The organism is Streptomyces sp. NPDC058662 (assembly GCF_042716255.1).
In the GTDB taxonomy this organism is placed as follows: Bacteria; Actinomycetota; Actinomycetes; order Streptomycetales; family Streptomycetaceae; genus Streptomyces.
The window spans coordinates 1-16,794 of record NZ_JBHXRU010000079.1 but is presented as its reverse complement, the minus strand read 5'-3'; the positions used below and the strand labels follow the sequence as shown (position 1 = coordinate 16,794).

Annotated in this window: 18 protein-coding genes; 12 read left to right on the top strand and 6 right to left on the bottom strand. The window is 72.0% G+C overall.

The features are described from left to right. Positions 1–27 precede the first annotated feature (27 nt). The 10 genes from ACFWUQ_RS23730 (at position 28) to ACFWUQ_RS23685 (ending at position 9,195) form a co-directional block, all read left to right on the top strand. Positions 28–534 carry a hypothetical protein gene (locus tag ACFWUQ_RS23730; RefSeq protein WP_384541368.1) on the top strand — a complete coding sequence of 169 codons (507 nt, stop codon included), beginning with the start codon at positions 28–30 and terminating at the stop codon, positions 532–534. Further along, positions 534–1,136, top strand: coding sequence for a plasmid transfer protein TraA (traA, locus tag ACFWUQ_RS23725; RefSeq protein ID WP_241845941.1), 603 nt, complete (start codon positions 534–536; stop codon positions 1,134–1,136). The genes ACFWUQ_RS23730 and traA overlap by 1 nt, the downstream gene beginning before the upstream one ends. A gap of 16 nt (positions 1,137–1,152) precedes the next feature. Then, a complete protein-coding gene (traB, locus tag ACFWUQ_RS23720; RefSeq protein WP_384541364.1) occupies positions 1,153–3,198 on the top strand; it encodes a plasmid transfer protein TraB in 2,046 nt (681 codons plus the stop codon). A gap of 171 nt (positions 3,199–3,369) precedes the next feature. Further along, positions 3,370–3,852, top strand: coding sequence for a hypothetical protein (locus ACFWUQ_RS23715; RefSeq protein WP_384541361.1), 483 nt, complete (start codon positions 3,370–3,372; stop codon positions 3,850–3,852). A gap of 11 nt (positions 3,853–3,863) precedes the next feature. Beyond that, a complete protein-coding gene (locus tag ACFWUQ_RS23710; RefSeq protein WP_384541359.1) occupies positions 3,864–4,016 on the top strand; it encodes a hypothetical protein in 153 nt (50 codons plus the stop codon). An 89-nt stretch (positions 4,017–4,105) separates the two neighbouring features. Then, complete coding sequence (locus ACFWUQ_RS23705; RefSeq protein ID WP_384541356.1) at positions 4,106–4,840, top strand: DNA methylase; 735 nt, start codon at positions 4,106–4,108, stop codon at positions 4,838–4,840. Beyond that, positions 4,837–5,679 carry a bifunctional DNA primase/polymerase gene (locus tag ACFWUQ_RS23700; protein ID WP_384541354.1) on the top strand — a complete coding sequence of 281 codons (843 nt, stop codon included), beginning with the start codon at positions 4,837–4,839 and terminating at the stop codon, positions 5,677–5,679. Before ACFWUQ_RS23705 ends, ACFWUQ_RS23700 begins: the two co-directional genes overlap by 4 nt. 2 nt (positions 5,680–5,681) lie before the next feature. Beyond that, the gene (locus tag ACFWUQ_RS23695; RefSeq protein WP_384541352.1) at positions 5,682–7,157 is read left to right on the top strand and encodes an ATP-binding protein; all 1,476 of its coding nucleotides are present in this window, start codon (positions 5,682–5,684) and stop codon (positions 7,155–7,157) included. 481 nt (positions 7,158–7,638) lie between these two features. After that, positions 7,639–7,875 (top strand): helix-turn-helix transcriptional regulator, encoded by a 237-nt coding sequence (locus ACFWUQ_RS23690; RefSeq protein ID WP_384541350.1) that lies wholly within the window; start codon positions 7,639–7,641, stop codon positions 7,873–7,875. Between the two features lie 72 nt (positions 7,876–7,947). Continuing rightward, on the top strand, positions 7,948–9,195 hold the full coding sequence (locus ACFWUQ_RS23685) for a tyrosine-type recombinase/integrase (RefSeq protein WP_384541348.1): 1,248 nt from the start codon (positions 7,948–7,950) through the stop codon (positions 9,193–9,195). 249 nt (positions 9,196–9,444) lie between these two features. Here the strand turns inward: ACFWUQ_RS23685 and ACFWUQ_RS23680 are convergent, their stop codons facing one another. Then, positions 9,445–9,786: a DUF5713 family protein gene (locus ACFWUQ_RS23680; protein WP_384541346.1), complete on the bottom strand. Its 342-nt coding sequence runs from the start codon at positions 9,784–9,786 to the stop codon at positions 9,445–9,447. 258 nt (positions 9,787–10,044) lie between these two features. Between ACFWUQ_RS23680 and ACFWUQ_RS23675 the strand changes: the two genes are divergently transcribed. Next, the gene (locus tag ACFWUQ_RS23675) at positions 10,045–11,673 is read left to right on the top strand and encodes a penicillin-binding transpeptidase domain-containing protein (RefSeq protein WP_384541343.1); all 1,629 of its coding nucleotides are present in this window, start codon (positions 10,045–10,047) and stop codon (positions 11,671–11,673) included. 29 nt (positions 11,674–11,702) lie between these two features. Here ACFWUQ_RS23675 and ACFWUQ_RS23670 read toward each other — a convergent pair whose 3' ends face one another. The 4 genes from ACFWUQ_RS23670 to ACFWUQ_RS23655 all read right to left on the bottom strand — a co-directional run bounded on the left by ACFWUQ_RS23670 (position 11,703) and on the right by ACFWUQ_RS23655 (position 15,645). Continuing rightward, the gene (locus ACFWUQ_RS23670) at positions 11,703–12,869 is read right to left on the bottom strand and encodes a serine hydrolase domain-containing protein (RefSeq protein ID WP_384541340.1); all 1,167 of its coding nucleotides are present in this window, start codon (positions 12,867–12,869) and stop codon (positions 11,703–11,705) included. An 86-nt stretch (positions 12,870–12,955) separates the two neighbouring features. Then, positions 12,956–13,726, bottom strand: coding sequence for an energy-coupling factor ABC transporter ATP-binding protein (locus tag ACFWUQ_RS23665; protein WP_384541338.1), 771 nt, complete (start codon positions 13,724–13,726; stop codon positions 12,956–12,958). Positions 13,727–13,810: 84 nt separating this feature from the next. Next, entirely contained in the window at positions 13,811–14,581 is a 771-nt protein-coding gene (cbiQ, locus tag ACFWUQ_RS23660; RefSeq protein ID WP_384541335.1) for a cobalt ECF transporter T component CbiQ, read from the bottom strand. 2 nt (positions 14,582–14,583) lie between these two features. Further along, positions 14,584–15,645 carry an energy-coupling factor ABC transporter permease gene (locus tag ACFWUQ_RS23655; RefSeq protein WP_384541332.1) on the bottom strand — a complete coding sequence of 354 codons (1,062 nt, stop codon included), beginning with the start codon at positions 15,643–15,645 and terminating at the stop codon, positions 14,584–14,586. A gap of 171 nt (positions 15,646–15,816) precedes the next feature. Here ACFWUQ_RS23655 and ACFWUQ_RS23650 point away from each other — a divergent pair, with 171 nt between their 5' ends. Then, positions 15,817–16,203: an SsgA family sporulation/cell division regulator gene (locus ACFWUQ_RS23650; protein ID WP_384541330.1), complete on the top strand. Its 387-nt coding sequence runs from the start codon at positions 15,817–15,819 to the stop codon at positions 16,201–16,203. A 78-nt stretch (positions 16,204–16,281) separates the two neighbouring features. Here the strand turns inward: ACFWUQ_RS23650 and ACFWUQ_RS23645 are convergent. Continuing rightward, on the bottom strand, positions 16,282–16,794 hold a 513-nt coding region (locus ACFWUQ_RS23645; protein WP_384541328.1), incomplete at its 5' end, for an MMPL family transporter.

The window sequence follows — 16,794 nt, the reverse complement described above, 5'->3', positions numbered from 1 at the left end:
CTCCCGCCTGCCTTTAGGAGTTCTGCTGTGTCTCGCCGCACGCGGCCTTTGGCCGCTCCGACCGTTCGGATCCCGCACCAGCGCGGTGGCCGGCCCGTCATCGTCGTCCTGACCCCCGAGGAGGGGCCGACCCTGACCGCCCGGGCCGCCGCCGCATCGGGGCGTTGGCTGTGGAAGCACCGCCGCACCTGGGCCCCGACCGGTCTCGCCGTCATCCTGCTGGTCGTGACCGGGCTGGTGCACCTGATCGAGCCCCGTACTGCCTGGTTCCTGACCCCGCTCGCCCTCGCCCCCGTCGGGGTGTGGGCGTGGATCACCCGCCGCCGCCCGGCAACTTCCCGCACCACGAGGACGTGGCGGGCACTGCTCGCCGCCGCGGTGACCGGGGCGATCGGCTGGGTGCCGGTGGCCATCTGGTTCAGCCCCGCCCACCCGGCCGTGGCCCTCGCCTGGGCCCTCCTGACGCTGTCCGCGCAGGTCGCCTGGGTCATCGCCCGCCGCCTGACCACCACCCTCACTAAGGAGAGCCGCTGATGGCCACCAGCAACCAGGGCACCGGCCGGGGTACTGCCGGCGGAGGATGGAACACGGTCGGCGCCCAGCGGCCCGGCACCCAGCGGACCCGGTCCGGTCCCCGGCCGGGTGCGAACGGCTCGCAGACCAAGGTCAACAACAAGACGTTTTCCCCGGGCTTCAACCTCACCGTCAACAGCGGGGGCCGCGGCAACAGCGGCGGTGGGGGCTTCGCGTCCTCGAACGGGTCCGGGGGTGGCCGGCAGGCCCAGAACCTCCTGCCCGCGCCGGAGTTCACCTCCCCGGCCCAGGTCCGCCAGTACTGCAACAGCGTCCGCGCCGCTGGCGTCGCACTCTCCATCGAGGTCGCCATGGGCGCCGAAATCCTCAAGGCCACGTTGGTGCAGGTCCCCGATCCGAACGGGCGGATCGGCGGTTCCCGGATCAGGGCGGCGAAGGTCGCCCGGAAGATGCAGCGCGCCGCAGACGCCCTGCGGGACGCGGCGAAGAACGCCGCCGCGACCTACGCCCTGTTCCAGCAGGAGTACGAGGAAGAGATCAACCGCGTCCGCCACCGCGCCCGCCCGCCCCAGCAGCCGCGCATGGACTGGGGCCAGCTCTAGAAGGGAGAACCAGCTGATGGTCGAGCACAAGCACAGCGTTGAACAGCAGTACGAGGACCAGCTCCGCGGCTCTTCGGACGGATCCGGGATCACCGCCTACGTCCTGCACCGGGCCAAGCCCCACCTGCCGCCCTGGCTCGCCGCCGGCGGGCTCGGCCTCGCCGGAGCGTTGGGGAGCCTGCAGTGGCAGGGCAGTGCGGCGGCCGGGGTCGGTCTGACCCTGGCCTCCGTAGCCCTGACCGGGGTCACGTGGTGGGCCGGGAAGGCCACCGGTCAGCAGCGGCGCCTGCACTCGGCCATCACCGTGGCCGCGGGCTCCGCGTGGCTGACCGGCGCCTGCCTGGCCGGACCCCTCACCGGCCCTCTCCCGGACCTGTACCTGATGGGCGGACCGGCGCTCGCCCTGTCGTGGAACATCCGCATGGTCCTGCGCCGCAACGTCGACGGCGCCCCGACCGGCAGCACCGACAAGGGCCTCCTGGAGAAAGTCGGGCTCGCCCGCGCCCAGATCGGGGCCACCTCCGTGGAGCCGAACCGGGTCACCGCGAAGATGCTCCTGGAGGCCGGGGAGCAGACCAACGACGACGTCTCCAAGGTCCTGCCCCGTCTCGCGTCCGCGCTGGACCTGCCCACGTCCGCCGTCCGCTACCTGGGCGACCCCGGCTCCGCGCGCCGCGGGGAACTGGTCATCGTCCCTGAGGACATGCTCGCCCAGGTCGCGGACTATCCCGGCCCCTCCAGTCTGGGCGGGAGCATCGCGGAGCCGCTGGTCATCGGCCGCTACGACGACGGCTCGCCCCTGGTCCTGTGGCTGCCGGGTGACCCGGAGGCCAAGCGCAACGCGACCCACGTTCTGATCGCGGGCGGCACCGGATCGGGCAAGGGTGAGACCGCCCTGAACCTGATGACGGAGATCCTCTCCCGCCGCGACGTCCTGCTCTGGGTGTCGGATCCGAAGATGTTCCAGGACTTCCGCCCGCTCCTGCCCGGCCTGGACTGGGCCGCCGAGGGCGGCCCGGACACCGAGGTCATGGTGGAGGCCATCAAGACGGTCATCCCCGCCCGCACGCGCTGGCTCGGCGCCCACGGCTACCGCCAGTGGATCCCCGAAGCCGCCCAGCGGCAGACCGCCACCAACCAAACCTGCCGCCCGGACGGCAGCCCCTGCGGCTGCGCTGGTCTTCCGTTCCTGGTCACCTGGATGGAAGAGGCCGCGAACACCCTGCGGCTGATGGGCGACGACGCGTTCACCGGGATCGCCCAGGAAGCCCGCTCCGCCGGCGTCTCCCTGATCGTCTCCCTCCAACGGCCCTCCTACGACCAGATGTCCACCTCCACCCGGGCGTCCCTGCCGTCCGTAATCGCCCTGGGATGCGACCCCCGCGACGAAGGGTTCTCCCTCCCCGACACGGTCATCGACGCGGGCGCCCACCCCGGCGCCTGGGGCAACCGCCGCCCCGGCTACTGCTACGTCGTCTCACCGGGCATCCGCGAGGACCGCTACCCCTCCCCGGGCCGCACCTTCGCCGTTCCGCACACCGCTCTCCCCACCCTGGAAGCCCTCGCCGCCTGGGCCCAACGCCACGGCGCCACCGCCGACCCCATCACCGCCGGAGCCGCGAGCGCGGTCGCCGGACAGAACTACACCGGCCGCCCCACCACAGGTGGCGAACCAACGCCGCGACCGGCCGCCGACGAGGAAGGGCCCGGGATGGAAGCGGAATCGCACGGCCTCTTCACCGACCCCGAGGACATGGGCATCGACCCCGAGGCCGAACTCCCCGACGACCAGGACGGGGACGACACCCCGATGTGGGAATCCCCGGGCCACAAGCCGTCGCCCGCCGAGGCCCGCGAACTCTTCGCGCGAGCCCTGGACGACTTCGAGACGGCGGGCCAGATGGTCGTCGGTCCGAAGGACTTCATGGACTGGTGCGACCGCCACAACCTCTCCCGCCCTTGGGTCTCCGAGCGCCTCAAGGAAGCCGCCCTCGACGGCCGCCTGGAGCCGACCTCCGCCACCGGCCGGTGGCGGATCGTGCCCTCCCTCATGGCCGCCTGACACCTGACACCGTCACACCGCCCTGACACCCAAACCCCTAGGCAAAACCGCTGTCAGAACCCGTGACGCCCAGCCTCTGACACCACCTGACACCCGCCCTGACACTTCACCCCTGCGGGCCCGCGCCCACCCCCACGGCGCGGGCCCGACCCACACCCGGGAGGCATCCTCATGCCCCACGAACCGGCCGTCCACCACCCGGCCCCGATCACCTGGACCTCCACCCCGACCCACCCGACCACGACCCTCGTGCCGACCCTGCCCACCAATACTGGCATCGCCTGGGTCACCCTCCCCGACGGCACCCGCACCCTCGCCTACACCCACCCCACCCCCACCGACACGGCCCCCGCCCCGGCGACCCCGGCCGCGGTGCCGACGTGGGCCAAGACCACCGCACTCCTCGCCCCGACCCTGGGCAGCGGGATCGGCGCCGCCGGAATCGGAATCTCCTACGCCGCCCCCGGAGTCCTCGCCATGGCCGAAGCCCTCTGGGCCCTCGTCGCCCTCATCGCCGCCGGCACCGCCCTCCCGCTCCTCCTCCGCGCTACCCGCGGCGCCGGCCGAGGGCGCGCTCCGGTCCAGCACGTCACGCAGAACATCACCGCCACCGGCCTCTTCGGCCGCGCCACCGGCACCCTCAACAACCGCTGAAAGGCCCACCCGTGGACGACACCTACTGCGACGAGTGCTGTCAGTACAACTGCCCTGGCCACCACTGGTGCGACGACTGCGACGCCGAGGAGTGCCAGGAATGCCAGGGGTGCGACTGCCTCGGATACGAGTGCCCTGGCGCCGCCGCCCACAACGGATTCTGACCCTTCCCCGACATGCCGAAAGCGGCCCCCTCTCACGCCAATGAAGCGGGGCCGCTCTCGTCCAGAACGCAAGAACTGGAGAGACCAGCATGACCCACACGACCCACATCCTGCGAGACCACAGCAACGACCGGCCCTTACTCCTTGACCTGTTCTGCTGCTCCGGCGGCGCCGCTGTCGGCTACCACCGGGCTGGATTCGAGGTGACTGGCGTCGATATCCGCCCCCGCCCCCGGTACCCGTTCCCCTTCCGCCAAGGCGACGCCCTCACCGTCCTCGCCGACCTGATCACCTCCGGGGACATCGCCGCCTACTCGGCGATCCACGCCTCCCCGCCCTGTCAGGACGGATGCTCGCTCACCGTCGGCACCAACCGCGCGATGGGATGGGGGCGTGAGCACGTCCAGCTCATCCCCGCACTCCGCACGCTCCTGGACGCCTCCGGCCTGCCGTACGTGATCGAGCAGCCCAACGGCAAGGCCCCCGTCCGCCGCGACATCACCCTGTGCGGCGAACAATTCGGCCTCGGCGTGCTCCGCCACCGGAACTTCGAACTCGGCGGCTGGACCGCCGCGCAGCCCCGGCACCCCCGGCACCGCGGCTACGTCCGGGGCTGGCGCCACGGCGTCTACCGCGACGGGCCCTACGTCGCCGCCTACGGCAAGGGCGGTGGCAAGGTCACCATCCCCGAGATGCAGACGGCCATGGGCATCGACTGGACCGACGTCCACGAGGAACTTACCGAGGCCATCCCGCCCGCGTACACCGAGTGGATCGGCCGCGCGTTCCTCACCCGCATCCCGGCCGGGGAGGTGGCCGCGTGATCCGCACGAGCGGTCTCCTGCGGACGGCGCTTTGGCTCGCGGGGATCGGCCTGCCCGTTCTTCCGCTTCGGGCGGGGAAGGAGCCGTTCGGGAACTGTCCGGCCTGCACCCGCTCGGCGTGCGGGGACCGCCCGCACATGAAGGCTGCCGGCCCCTGCCGGTGCCCGGCCCCCTGCCACGCCTGGGGCGCCGCCACCACCGAAACGGACGTCCTCACCGGCCCGGCCTGGGCCCGTGCCTGGCGTCAGGCCGGAGCGGTCGCCTACCACCCGGGCGGGGCCGGTCTGACCGTGGTGGACCTGGACGACGCCGAAGCCGTCGCCTGGGCCCGTCAGACCCTTCCCGCCACCAAGGTCGTGCCGACGACACGGGGCGAGCACTGGATCTACCGGGGCGCCATGCAGTCAATGAACGGCGTCCGCCCCGGGATCGACCTGAAGTCCACGATGTCCTACGCCCGCTGGCGCGGCCCCGGCACCGGCACTATGGCCCCGCTCCCGGACGTCGTGCGCGCCCTCGCGGTGAAGCAACCCACCGTCCGGCTTACCCGCCCGGTCATCGTGCCCGCGTTGCCCGGGGGCGGGCAGTGCCCGCACCGCTCACCCGTCTACCTGGAACGGGGGATCGCCATGGCCGAGCAGCGCATCACCGCGGCGACCGAAGCCATCCACACGACCGTGTACCGGACCTTCCTCGCCGTGCTGTCCGCCCACGGCCGGTGCGGCTGCCTGACCGAGGAACACACCGGGCGCCTGTCCACCGCCGCGCAGGCCAAGGGCGAATCGGCCCGGCACTGCGAGGTCGCCTGGACCAACGCCCGTACCGCATTGGGGATGTGACCGTGCCCGAGGACGAGAAGAACCCGGCACGAAAGATCATCACCGACTACGCGCAGGACCACTTCCGGTACTTCCGCACCACCGAAGGCACCGTCTACGCGCAGAGGAACGGCCACCCCGTTGCCCGGCCGATCCGTTCTCAGGGCACCTCGGGCAGCCACCGGCAGGAACTCATGGTCGGTCTCTACAACGACGGGATTGGCTCCTTCAACGGGACCGCACTCAAGGAGGCCTTGGACTTGATCGAAGCACTTGCCCTCAGCCAGGACGTCCAGGCCACCCACATCCGGGTCGCGCCCGGATTCGACGGCGCGACCTGGCTGGACCTGGGGCGCGATGACGGCAAGTCCGTCCGCATCCACCCCACCGGCTGGGACATCCGCACCCCCGACCCGCGCGAGGTCTGCTGGCGACGCACCCAACTCACCGGCGAACTCCCCCTCCCGGAGAAGGACACCGACGGCAAGGGCATCGACGCTCTGCTGAGGCTGTGCAACTTCGCGAGCGCCGAGAGCGAGTGCCTGGCCGTCGCCTGGGTGATCGGCTGCCTGGAGCCGTCCGTGCCCGTCCCTGCCCCGTTCCTCACCGGCCCCCAGGGCGCGGGGAAGTCCACCGCGGCTCGCATGCTGATGCGGATCGTGGAGGGCATGACCGGCGACCTGCGCCGGGCCCCGAAGGACGAGGAGAACCTGATCACGGCCGTGGCCGCCGGATGGATCACCGCCCTGGACAACCTCTCCCACCTGCCCCCGGATCTGTCCGACCTGATGTGCTGCATCGTGACCGGGGCCGAGAGCATCAAGCGGGCGCTGTTCAGCGACGGCGACGTCTACCGGTCGCGCTACCGCCGCCCCCTCCTGCTGACCGGTATCGACGTGGGCGTCATCCGTCCCGACCTCGCCGAACGCCTCCTGCCGCTCCGACTGGAACGGCCCCGGGTGCGGCGGACCGAGGCGGAGCTGTGGGCGGAGTACGCGCAGGTGCTGCCGGTCATCCTCGGCTCCCTCCTGGACCTCACCGTCAAGGTCCGGGCCGCCGAAGCCGATATCCCCACCGACCTGCGCATGGCCGACTTCGCCCACCTGTGCGCGCAGCTTGATGTGGCGAGTGGCTTCGGGTCCCTGAACGCCTACCGAGCGGGCCTGGACGAACTGAACGACGACGTTATTGAGGGCGACCTCTTGGCGCAGGCCGTCCTCAAGCAGGCCGCGAGTGCCGAGCCGGGTGAGGAGGTGCGGATGACGTCGGCGGAGTGGCTGCACGCCGTCACCCAGCTCTACGCGGGCGAGGACTTCCGTCCCCTGCCCAAGGGTTGGCCCACCACCGGCAAGGTCTTCTCCGACCGCCTCAAGCGCCTCCAGCCCACCCTCGCCGCCCGCGGCGTCCTCGTCGACTGGGGCCGCACCAAAGCCGCCCGCTACATCGCCATGACCCGACCCGCCCCCGAACCTCCCGGCCGGCAGGAAGCGGCGTTCTGACCCGCGCCCCCAGGGGCGGCCCTGTACGGGCAAGAGGAGCACGCCCCGCCTGGGCTGGGGGTGCTCCTCTTGCCTGTCCGGCGGCTTGCCGCCGCCGCAAGGGTCGTGCCGCGAAGCGGCCCCTCCTTCGCCTTGAGCGGGGGCGCACCACAACAGAAACCACCCCCGTCTTTTCCTAAGAGAAGAGAAGCTGCGTCACCCGCGTCACCACGGGCCCCAAAACCGCCGGTGACCTGCGCATACGAGGGTGACGCAGACGGCCCACGGCTGCGTCATCGTGCGTCACTGCGTCACCCCCTCCGACACCCCGATGACGCGGATGACACAGCCGATGACACACCGCAGCCCACTGCGTCACCCAAAAACCGCAGGTCAGACCCCCAAATGACACAGATGACGCGATGACGCAGAAATCCGGGGCTCGGACAGCACGCGAGCCTCGCGCCCACCCGACATGCCCTGCCGACCCGCCGGAGGAGCAATGCCCGCCCACAGCGACCCCCGCGCCACCCTGCGCGGCGGACTACCGGACCGCTACCTGAACCCCGACGACGTCGCCGAACTCCTCGACGTACCGGTGGAGACCCTCTACCAGTGGCGCAAGAAGCGCACCGGCCCTCCCGGATTCCGCGTCGGCAAGCACACCCGGTACGACCCCGCCGACGTCTACGACTGGATCTCCGAGCAGAAGCGCAAGGACATCAGCCAGGCCGCCTGACGGCACCACCATCACCGCCGAGGGCGGGCCCGCCTGGGCCCGCCCTCCCTGCTTCCCCAGAAAGGCCCCACCGTGGCAGGCCACATCCAAGACCGCTGGTACAAGACCGAACCCGGACCCGAGGGAAAGCCCGTCCGGGTCAAGAGCGACCGGCACGGCACCGGCGCCCGCTATCGCGCCCGGTACATCGGCCCCGACGGCACGGAGAAGAGCAAGTCTTTCCCGGACAAGCAGAAGCGGCTTGCCGAGATGTGGCTGAACGAAACGGCGGCCGACATGTCCCGGGGGCAGTACATCGACCCGCGCGCGAACCGCATCACCTTCCGTCAGTTCGCCGAGAAGTGGGTGAAGACCCACACCACGGAGATCAACAGCCGCGAGGCAGCCGAGCGCCGGCTGAGGCTGCACGCCTATCCGTACATCGGCACCCGTCCCATGCCGTCGTTCCAACCGGGCCACATCCGGACCTGGCTGGGCGAGTTGGAGGAGAACGTCCCCGCTTCCTCGCACCGTCGGATCATCTTCGGCACGGTCAGCGCCGCATTCGGCGCCGCCGTCGATGACGGGATCCTGTCCAAGAACCCGTGCCGGGCCCGGTCCGTGCAGGTACCGAAGCCCGCCCCGCCGCGAGTCACGCCGTGGACCGCCACCCAGGTACTCGCGGTGCGGGCCGAGTTGCCCCGACACCTGCGCACCGCCGTCGACATCGCCGCCGGGTGCGGCCTGCGTCAGGGCGAGGTGTTCGGGCTGTCCGAGGACGAGATCGACTACGTGGGCGCGTGGCTCCGCGTGGAGCACCAGCTCAAGCGCATTCGCGGGAAGTACGTCTTCGCCCCTCCGAAGGGCGCGAAGGCGCGCTCCGTCCCTCTCCCGGGAACGGTGGCAGCGGAGCTGCGCGCGCACTCCAAGCTCCACCCTCCGGTGAAGGTCACCCTGCCCTGGCGGACGCCGGACGGTCCCCCGGTGACGAAGTCGCTCATCTTCCCCAGCCCGAGCCGTACGTTCGTCCGGGTGAGCCACTTCAACGACCACATGTGGAAGCCCGCTCTAGCCCTCGCCGGAATCATCCCTCCGGCCAAGGACGGTGAGCGGTACGCGTCCGCCCCGCAGCACGGCATGCACGCCCTGCGGCACTTCTACGCGTCCGTCCTGTTGGACGCCGGCGAGAACATCCGTGCCCTGAGCCAGTACCTGGGGCATGCCGACCCCGGCTTCACCCTGCGGACGTACACGCACCTGATGCCGAGCAGCGAGGGCAGGACACGAAAGGCCGTGGACGGGCTCTTCAAGGCCACTCCGGACCATGATCACGGCCCATAGACGGCCCAGTGACCCCCTGGGCACTGTTGCTGGAGACGTAGCAGCTGGTCAGAGGGGCAAGCGGCCAAGGCCACGGGACTTCATCTACTTCTGGCCCATCTACACGGGCCAGACCCTCCCGATGGACTCCTGGCGCGGCCGCATGTGGCTGGACACCTGGGTGTAGCGGCCAAAACGACGGGCCCGGCACCTGATGGTGCCGGGCCCGTCCTCGCTTTCACGGGGGGCCACCGGGGCCATGCCGTGCTCTCACCAGTCCCGGTAGGCAGTGAGCTCCTCCGCATCCGCGTCCGCGAAGCCGTATGCCGAGGCGACGAGGGAGAACTCGTCACAGATCCATTCACGCGCGACCGTCTCGATCTCGCTCCCGGCCGCCACGAACTCCTCGTCCAGGAGGTTGAACTCCTCCGTCGCAGCCCGGGTGAGCGCGTACAGGGCCTCCAGATCCGAGGGCGGCTCTGCCTCGATACGCTCGCACAACCGCAGCAGGATCGCCTTCCCCCGGTCGACCACGTGATCAGGGAAGTACGAGTCGTCGTACATCTGCCGCAGAAAGGCGTGTCCTGCTACCCGCTGGTTGGTGATCGGCATGGCATTTCCCTTTTTCCGCGACGAGATGACGCGCCGATCATGCACGGCACCACTGACAGAGACGCCGCTCACGTGCGCCTGCTCCAAGCGGGCCCTAACGGCCCCCCGGCGCGGGGCGGGTTGGGAGGGCGGCGGGGGGTCGGGGGATGTTCCGGTCCGGTAACGAAGGGGGTGTCGGGTTCCTTGCGCGGCGTAAGGTCCGCACCAAGGGTTCTTTGAACATGTTCAGAGAACTGGGGGTTCGGGGGAAGGACATACGTGAACGGGGCAGCGAAAGGCGCCGTCGTCGGCGGGGTGTTCCTGGCGATGCTGGGCGGAGCCGGGTACGGGGCCTACACGTTGGTGGGCGAGGGCGCGAAGGGCGGCGGGAGCGCCGCCGAGGGGGGACCGGCGAAAGCGGGCAGCGGGCCGGTCAGCGGGAAGGACGCCGCCGCGACCGCGAAGGCCTTCCTCGCCGCGTGGGCGGCCGGGGACCACCGGGCGGCCGCCGACCTGACGAACAACGCCGCCGCCGCGCAGACCGCGCTGGGGGAGTTCAGGACCGCCGCGTACGTGTCGAAGGCGGTGATCACCCCGGGCGTCCCGAACGGCGCCGCGGTCCCCTTCCGGGTCGACGCGGAGATCACGTACGAGGGCGTCACCAAGCCCCTCGCCTACGACTCCCAGCTGACCGTGGTGCGCGGTCTGACCAGTGGGAAGCCGCTGGTCGACTGGCAGGCCGCGGTGATCCACCCGCAGCTGGGCAAGGACGAGAAGCTGCGCGCGGGCGCTCCCGCCAGTCCGCCGGTCAAGGCCGTCGACCGCGACGGCGAGGAGCTGAGCGCCGAGAAGTACCCCTCGCTGCGGCCCGTCCTGGACCAGTTGCGCGCGACGTACGGCGCCAAGGCGGGCGGCAGGCCGGGCGCCGAGGTGTGGATCGAGCCGGCCGCTCAGGACGCGCCCAAGCGGACCCTGCTGACCCTGGTCGAGGGGGAGCCGAGCGTCCTGGCGACCTACCTGGACGCGAAGGTGCAGGCGGCGGCCGAGCAGGCGGTCGCCCGGTTCCCCGAGGCCTCCGTGGTCGCCGTTCAGCCGAGCAGCGGGCACATCCTGGCCGTCGCCAACCACCGCAAGGACGGCTACAACGCGGCGATGGCGGGCAACCGCGCCCCCGGCTCCACCCTGAAGATCGTGACCGCGGCCATGCTCCTGGACCGGGGTCTGGTCGCGGCCGGGAAACCGGCGGAGTGCACGAAGGAGGCCGTCTGGGGCGGCCGCGCCTTCCACAACCTCAAGGGCTTCGACCTGCCGGGGGCGAACTTCGCGACCAGCTTCGCCCGCTCGTGCAACACCGCCTTCATCAAGCCGATCGACGACGTGAAGGACGACGCGGCCCTGTCGAAGGAGGCCAAGGAGGTCTTCGGCATCGACCTGGACTGGAAGACGGGGATCGCCTCGACCGACGGCAAGGTCCCGGTGGCGACGGGAGCGGAGGAGGCCGCCGGGTACATCGGGCAGGGCCGGATCACCATGAACCCGCTGAATGTCGCGTCCATCACCGCGACCGCGCGCAGCGGGGTCTTCCGCCAGCCCCTGCTGGTCCCGGCCGAGCTGGACGGCCGGACGATCGCGACGGCGCAGCGCAGGATGAAGCCGTCGGTGCACCAGCAGCTGGTGTCGATGATGCGGCTGACGGCGACCGAGGGCACCGCCAAGGGCGCGATGGCCTCCGTCGGCGGCGACAAGGGCGCGAAGACCGGCTCGGCGGAGGTCGACAACGCGAGCAGCCCGGACAGCTGGTTCACGGGTTTCAGCGGCGACGTGGCCGCGGCGGCCATGGTCGAGGGCGGCGGCCACGGCGGCGACGCGGCGGGCCCCGTCGTCGCGGCGGTCCTCAAGGCCGGCTGACCGCCGCGCCCCCCGAGGCCCCCCGCCCGCTACACCGTCGACAGCGCCGAGCGCAGCGCCCGGACCAGGGACTGTGCGCGGGGGTCCGCGGTGACCGACGCCGCCAGGGCGTTGGTGACGTAGCCGAAGCCGATCCCGGCCTCCGGGTCGGCGAAGGCCAGCGAGCCGCCGCGCCCTGGGTGGCCGAAGGAGGCCGGGGAGAGCAGGGGCGAGGCGGGGCCGTGCAGCATGTAGCCGGCGCCGAAGCGGGTGTTCACCACCAGGACCCGGTCCGGGCCGGCCGACAGCTCCCGGGCTGCGAGCGCGGTGGTGGCCGGGGTGAAGATCCGTGCGCCGTCCTCCACCACCCCGATCGTGGCGGCGTAGAAGCGGGCCAGGGCCCGCGCCGTGCCGATCCCCGCCGAGGCCGGGAGCTCGGCCGCGCGGTAGGCGGGGTCGTTCTCGTCCGGCAGGGGGTCGATGGCCGCGAAGGCGCGCCGGGTGAGGGAGTCCGGGTCGGCGTAGGCCTCGGCCACGTTCCTCCTCGGCCGGGTCCGCAGCACGCTCCCGCCCGGCGGCGGCTCCACGGGGGCCACCCGGCCCACCCGGTGCGCCTCCTCGTCCGGCAGTCCGATCCAGAAGTCCAGCCCGAGCGGCTCGGCCAGGTCCTCGGCGAGGATGCCGCCGAGGCTGCGCCCGCTCACCCGCAGCACCAGCTCCGACAGCAGCCAGCTGAAGGTCTGCGCGTGGTAGCCGTGGTCCCGGCCCGGCTCCCAGAAGGCCCGCTGCCCGGCGACCGCGCGCGGACCGGACACCCCGTCGGCGGCCTGCGCCGCGGTCAGCCCGCGGTCCAGGGCCGGTACGCCCGCCCGGTGCGCGAGCAGGTCGCGGACCAGGGCCTTCTCCTTGCCGCCCGCCTTGAACTCCGGCCAGTACGAGGCCACCGGCGCGTCCAGGTCCAGCAGTCCGCGCTGGTGCAGCAGCAGCGGTACCGCCGCGGCCACGCCCTTCGTCGCGGAACGGACGATCTGCGCGGTGTCGGCGGCCCACGGCCGCGTGCCGTCCGCGTCCTTCGTACCGCCCCACAGGTCGACGACCTTGCGGCCGTCGCGGTACACGGCCACGGCCGCGCCCCGGTCCCCGAGCGCCTCGAAGTTGCGTACGAATGCATCCCGGACGGCCTCGAAGCCCTCCGCCACCTCACCCTGAACGTCCACGAGCGGTCCAACACCGGGCGGCGCCCGCTTATGCCACGGCCGGCCGGGACTCGTACCAGGTCAGACAGCCGCAGCCGGGTCCCGCGTCACGGGGTTACGGACACCGAGCGCGGGTCGAAGCCGAACGGCAGCTCCAGCCGGTGGGACCGCAGCAGCTTCTCGTCGCACAGCAGGTCCTGGGTGCGGCCGTCGGCGGCGATGACCCCCTCGCTGAGGATCACCGCCCGGGGGCACAGCTCCAGGGCGTACGGGAGGTCGTGGGTCACCATCAGCACCGTCACGTCCAGCGAGCGCAGGATGTCCGCGAGCTCCCGCCGCGAGGCCGGGTCCAGGTTGGAGGAGGGCTCGTCGAGGACCAGGATCTCGGGCCGCATGGCCAGCACGGTGGCCACCGCGACCCGTCGGCGCTGGCCGAATGACAGGTGGTGCGGCGGCCGGCCGGCGAACTCCGCCATCCCGACCTGGTCCAGGGCCTCCTTGACCCGCGCGTCCAGCTCGGCGCCGCGCAGCCCGGCCGCGGCCGGGCCGAAGGCCACGTCCTCGCGGACGGTCGGCATGAACAACTGGTCGTCGGGGTCCTGGAAGACGATCCCGACCCGGCGCCGGATCTCGGCGAGGTGGCGCTTGGCGACCGGCAGTCCCCCGACGGCGACCGAGCCGGCGCCGCCGGCCAGGATGCCGTTGAGGTGCAGTACGAGCGTGGTCTTGCCGGCGCCGTTGGGCCCGAGCAGGGCCACCCGCTCGCCGGGCCCGACGGTCAGGTCCACTCCGAAGAGGGCCTGGTGGCCGTCCGGGTAGGCGTAGGCGAGCCCGGTCACCTCCAGCGAGGCCGGCGCGTTCGAGGCGTCCATCCGCATCTCCTTACGGTGCTGTGTTCCCTACGATGCGCCACCCGCGGCGGCGGCGGTCAGGGGGGTCGGCCGCCGCACGCGGCGCGGGGGTCAGCCCGTCAGGCAGACGGCCGCCACCAGGACGGTCAGGGCGGTGAGCGGGAGCGCCGAGGCGCGCCCCCACTGTGCGCGTGTCGCGGCCGCGGCCTCGTCGATGACCGGCATCGAGCCGGTGTAGCCGCGGCTGACCATCGCGAGGTAGACGCGCTCGCCGCGCTCGTAGGAGCGGATGAAGAGCGCGCCGGCCGTCTTGGCGAGCACCCCCCAGTGCCGGACGCCGCGCGCCTCGAAGCCGCGCGAGCGGCGGGCGACGGACATCCGGCGCAGCTCGTCGGTGATCACGTCGCCGTAGCGGATCATGAACGTGGCGATCTGTACGAGCAGGGGCGGCAGCCTCAGCCGCTCCAGGCCCAGCAGCAGGGCCCGCAGTTCGGTCGTCGAGGCGAGCAGAACCGAGGCGGCGACGCCCAGGGTGCCCTTGGCCAGCACGTTCCAGGCGCCCCAGAGGCCGGAGACGCTCAGCGACATGCCGAGCACCTCCACCCGCTCGCCCTCCGCGACGAAGGGCATGAGCACGGCGAAGGCGACGAACGGCACCTCGATGAGCAGCCGGCGCAGCAGATAGCCGGCCGGGATCCGGGCGAGGGCCGCGACCGCCGCGAGGAGGACGGCGTACAGGCCGAAGGCCCACACCGCCTCGCGCGGTGTGGACACGACGACCAGGACGAAGGCGAAGGTCGCGGCGAGCTTGCAGTGCGGCGGCAGCGTGTGGACCGGCGAGTGCCCGGGCCGGTAGAGCTTGTGGGCGTGGCCGGCTCCCACGGTCAGCCCGCCGGGGGTGCGGTGGAGGTGGCGGTGAGCTCCGCGGCGCGGCGGCGGCGCACCGTCCAGAAGACGCCGGTGCCGACGGCGACGGTCGCGCCGACGCCGATGATCCCGGCGAGGCCGCCGGACAGGCGGGCGTCGTCCACGTCCTTGACGCCGTAGTCGGCGAGCGGGGAGTCGGCTGCCGCGTGGTCCTCGGCCTTCGCGTCGAAGCCCTGGTCCGCGGCGACCTTCTCCAGGCCGTCGGGGCTGGCCGAGGCGTAGTAGGAGACGAAGCCGGCGAGGACGAGGGCGGCGCCCAGGCCGACGGCCCACACCTTCTTGGTGGAACGGGTGGCGGGTGCGGCGGCCGGCGCCGCGCCGGTCGCCGGCGCGTCGACGAGCTGGCCGTCCACGCGCAGCTTCAGCGGGGTGGTGAGCTCCCGGGCCCCGTGCACCAGGTCGGGCCGGACGGCGATGACGGCGCCGACGGTCGCGGCGGTGATCAGGCCCTCGCCGATGCCGATGAGGGTGTGCACGCCGACCATCGCGGTGAACACCTTGCCGAGGGCGACGTCGGTGGTGCCGCCGACCGCGAAGAGGGCGGTGAAGGCGGCGGCCGAGGCGGGCACCGAGACGAGGGCCGCCACGAAGGCGGCCCCGGTCACGGAGCGGCGGGTGGGGGGCAGCACCGCCAGCAGCCCGCGGAAGAGCGCGTAGGCGATCACCACGGTCACGACGCCCATGACGGTGATGTTCACGCCGAGGGCGCTCAGCCCGCCGTCGGCGAAGAGCAGCCCTTGCATGAGCAGCACCACGGACACGCAGAGCACGCCCGTGAAGGGGCCGACGAGGATCGCGGCGAGCGCACCGCCCAGCAGGTGGCCGCTGGTGCCGGCGGCGACCGGGAAGTTCAGCATCTGCACGGCGAAGATGAAGGCGGCGACGAGGCCGGCGAGGGGCGCCGTCCGCTCGTCGAGCTCGCGGCGGGCGCCGCGGAGGCTGACGGCCACCGCCGCCGCGGCCGCCACTCCGGCGGCCACCGAGACGGGTGCGTTGATGAAACCGTCGGGCACATGCATGGAGTGGGCTCCGCTTCTTCACACAGTCTTTAACCTTTCAAGAATATTGCCCAGTTGCAAACCGTTGGCAAGAGCGTCCGGCTCACAAATAGCGCCTCGCGCTTTCGTCGGAATGTGCGAGGCTGGACGGACAAACGGACTCATATGTTCCGATTTCGAGGAGTCTTGTCGATGTCTGCCACCGCCGAGAATCCAGCAGCGACCGCGACCGCCGTCGAGGAGCGCGTACTCGCCCGCGTGATCACCGACGACCCGCTGTACCGGACCATCCCGGTGGCCCTCCGCTTCGCCCCCGCCGAGCCGCTGGCCGTGCGGATCGTCTTCCCGGCGGACCTGTCCCCCGAGGGGACCGACAACGAGTGGGTCTTCCCCCGCGCGCTGCTGGAGGCGGGCCTCCAGGTGCCGACGGGGACCGGCGACGTACGCGTGTGGCCCTGCGGGCGGGTGCAGGCGGTGGTCGAGTTCCACTCCCCCGAGGGAGTGGCCGTGGTCCAGTTCGACATCGCGGCACTGCGCCGCTTCCTGCGCCGCACGTACGCCCCGGCCGCTTCCCGCTGAACGGGCCCGGCCCCGTACCGCCCTGTGGCCACAGGGGGTACGGGGCCGGGCCCGTCCGTCGTACGGAGCAGTGACGGGTCAGGCGTCGACCAGCTCGCGGTCCTTGTCCGGACCGTCCGAGTCCGCGCCCTTCGCCAGGTGGCGCCGCAGGCTCTCGCCCTCCACGTCCACGTTCGGCAGCAGGCGGTCCAGCCAGCCCGGCAGCCACCAGGCCTTGTGCCCGAGCAGTGCGAGCACCGCCGGCACGATGGCCATGCGGACCACGAAGGCGTCGAAGAAGACGGCGACGGCCAGACCGAAGCCGATCATCTTGACCATCTGGTCACTGGCTCCCATGAAGCCCGCGAACACCGCGATCATGATGACGGCGGCGGCCACGACCACCCGGGCGCTGTACTGGAAGCCGGTCACGACGGCCTGCCCCGGGCGCTCGCCGTGGACGTACGCCTCCCGCATCCGGGTGACGAGGAAGACCTCGTAGTCCATGGCCAGGCCGAAGACGACACCCACCATGAAGATCGGCATCATCGACATGATCGGACCGGTCTGCTCCACGCCGAAGACCGAGCCGAGCCAGCCCCACTGGAAGAC